The sequence below is a fragment of the Synergistetes bacterium HGW-Synergistetes-1 genome, from assembly GCA_002839185.1.
In the GTDB taxonomy this organism is placed as follows: Bacteria; Synergistota; Synergistia; order Synergistales; family Synergistaceae; genus Caenicola.
Map to the genome: position 1 here is coordinate 1606 of PGXO01000006.1, position 3036 is coordinate 4641.

The window sequence follows — 3036 nt, forward strand, 5'->3', positions numbered from 1 at the left end:
AAAGGTCAATAAAGGATTTATGAGGTTAAGGTACAAAGGGCACGCGGGGAATGCCTTGGCGCCAGATGCCGAAGAAAGACGCAGCCAGCTGCGAAAAGCCGCGGGGAGGAGCAAGCATCCCGTGATCCGCGGATATCTGAATGGGGAAACCTGCATGGAGCAGTCCATGCGCCCTTTACGAGGGCGGCAACCCGGTGAAGTGAAACATCTCAGTAACCGGAGGAAGAGAAATCGTAAGAGATGCCCCAAGTAGTGGTGAGCGAAAGGGGTAAAGCCTAAACCGAATGCATGCCAAGCCTGCAGGCGTTGTGCATACGGTGTAGCGGGATCCATGAGCGGAGTGTTGCAGAACTCCGGTGGAGTTACAAAGTGTTTTTATAGCTGAATCGTGTTGGGAAAACGAGCCGCAGAGGGTGAAAGCCCCGTAAGCGAAATGAAAGCACCTCCATTAATGGACACCCAAGTAGTGCGGAGCACGTGAAATTCCGTATGAATCAGGGCCGACCACGGTCCAAGGCTAAATACATCTGGCGACCGATAGTGAAGCAGTACCGAGAGGGAAAGGTGAAAAGCACCCCTGACGGGGAGTGAAATAGACCTGAAACCGCGTGCTTACAAGCAGTCGGAGCATCTTAGGATGTGACGGCGTGCCTCTTGGAAAATGAGCCGTCGAGTTATGGTATGTGGCGAGGATAAGAACTACGAGGTTTGGATCCGTAGGGAAACCGAGTCTGAACAGGGCGCAAGTCGCATGCTATAGACCCGAAGCCATACGATCTATCCATGTCCAGGTTGAAGACCGGGTAACACCGGTTGGAGGACCGAACCACAGACTGTTGAAAAAGTCCTGGATGAGGTGTGGATAGGAGTGAAAAGCTAATCGAGTATGGTGATAGCTGGTTCTCCCCGAAATGCATTGAGGTGCAGCCTCGTTTAGTGGATTTATGGGGGGTAGAGCACTGAATGAGTAAGGGGGTCGATGGACCTACCGAGCTCAATCAAACTCCGAATACCCATAATATTCGAACGGGAGTGAGACTACGGGTGCGAAGATTCGTGGTCGAAAGGGAAACAGCCCAGCCCGACAGCTAAGGTCCCAAAGCCTGTGCTAAGTGTTACAAGGATGTGGGGAAGCAAAGACAGCCAGGAGGTTGGCTCAGAAGCAGCCACCCTTGAAAGAGTGCGTAACAGCTCACTGGTCGAGCGTCCCTGCGCCAAAAATGTGGGGGGCTAAGCACAGCGCCGAAGCTTCGGATTTAATGGAAAAATCCATTAACTGGTAGGGGAGCGTTCCATACGGGACGAAGCAGGACTGTAAGGTTTTGTGGACTGTATGGAAGTGAGAATGACGGCATGAGTAGCGAAAAGTGTGCGAGAAACACACTCACCGAAAACCCAAGGATTCCTGGGGAAGGCTCATCCACCCAGGGTTAGGCGGGACCTAAGGCGAGGCCGAAAGGCGTAGTCGATGGACAACAGGTAGACAATCCTGTCCTTCGGACGATCGTTTGACTGATGGAGTGACGCAGAAAGCTATGTGCGCCGGGTGATGGAAGTCCCGGTCTAAAGAAGTAGGCTTGTGAGGGAGGCAAATCCCCCTTGCTTTAAGGCCGAGATCTGATGGGGTAGTGAATAATCACGAGAAGGCACAAATGCTCAGCTGCCGAGAAAAGCTTCTAGGGAGAGAGTTCGAACCCGTACTGAAAACCGACACAGGTGGGTTGGCTTAGAAGGCTAAGGTGAACGGGATAACCCTTGTTAAGGAACTCTGCAAGTTGACTCCGTAACTTCGGGAGAAGGAGTGGCTGGAGATGTTAATACTATACGTAAGAAGCATCTTTGGTTCGCAGAAACCAGGCTCAGGCGACTGTTTAACTAAAACACAGGACTCTGCTTAAGGCGCAAGCCGAAGTATAGGGTCTGACACCTGCCCGGTGCTGGAAGGTTAAAGGGAGAGGTTAGTCGCAAGGCGAAGCTTTGAACTGAAGCCCCAGTAAACGGCGGCCGTAACTATAACGGTCCTAAGGTAGCGAAATTCCTTGTCGGGTAAGTTCCGACCTGCACGAAAGGTGTAACGATCTGAGCGCTGTCTCAACAGGGGGCCCGGTGAAATTGTGGTACTGGTAAAGACGCCAGTTACCCGCAGTAGGACGGAAAGACCCCGTGGAGCTTTACTGTAACTTGATATTGGATTTCGGTACACTCTGTATAGGATAGGTGGGAGGCAGTGAAGGATGTGCGCCAGCGCATTTGGAGTCGCCCTTGGAATACCACCCTTGGTGTGCTGGGATTCTAACCGCTGCTGCTGAATCGCAGAGCGGGACATTGTCAGGCGGGCAGTTTGACTGGGGCGGTCGCCTCCCAAAGAGTAACGGAGGCGCGCGAAGGTCACCTCAGGGCGAATGGAAATCGCCTATTGAGCGTAAGGGTATAAGGTGGCTTAACTGTGAGACTGACAGGTCGAGCAGAAACGAAAGTTGGTCCTAGTGATCCGGTGGTCCTGAGTGGAAAGGCCATCGCTCATCGGATAAAAGCTACCCCGGGGATAACAGGCTGATGCCGCCCGAGAGTTCCTATCGACGGCGGCGTTTGGCACCTCGATGTCGGCTCATCGCATCCTGGGGCTGAAGCAGGTCCCAAGGGTTGGTCTGTTCGCCCATTAAAGCGGTACGTGAGCTGGGTTCAGAACGTCGTGAGACAGTTCGGTCCCTATCCACTGTGGGCGCAGGGTATTTGAGAGGATCTGTCCCTAGTACGAGAGGACCGGGATGGACGGACCGCTAGTGAACCGGTTGTTCCGCCAGGAGCATACGCCGGGTAGCCATGTTCGGATCGGATAACCGCTGAAGGCATCTAAGCGGGAAGCCGGCCTCAAGATGAGATACCCCATTGCATAAGCAAGTAAGGTGTCCGGAAGACTACCGGTTTGATAGGTTGGAGGTGTAAGCGGGTAACGCCCGTTGAGCTGACCAATACTAATACACCGAGGCCTTAACCTCATAAAATCCTTATTGACCTGATATTGGGTCATATTTG

Annotated in this window: 1 rRNA gene; it reads left to right on the top strand. The window is 53.0% G+C overall.

Going from position 1 to position 3036, the window contains the following annotated elements:
- Positions 1 to 22: 22 nt before the first annotated feature.
- Positions 23 to 2999, top strand: a 23S ribosomal RNA gene (locus CVV54_06630).
- Positions 3000 to 3036: the final 37 nt, after the last annotated feature.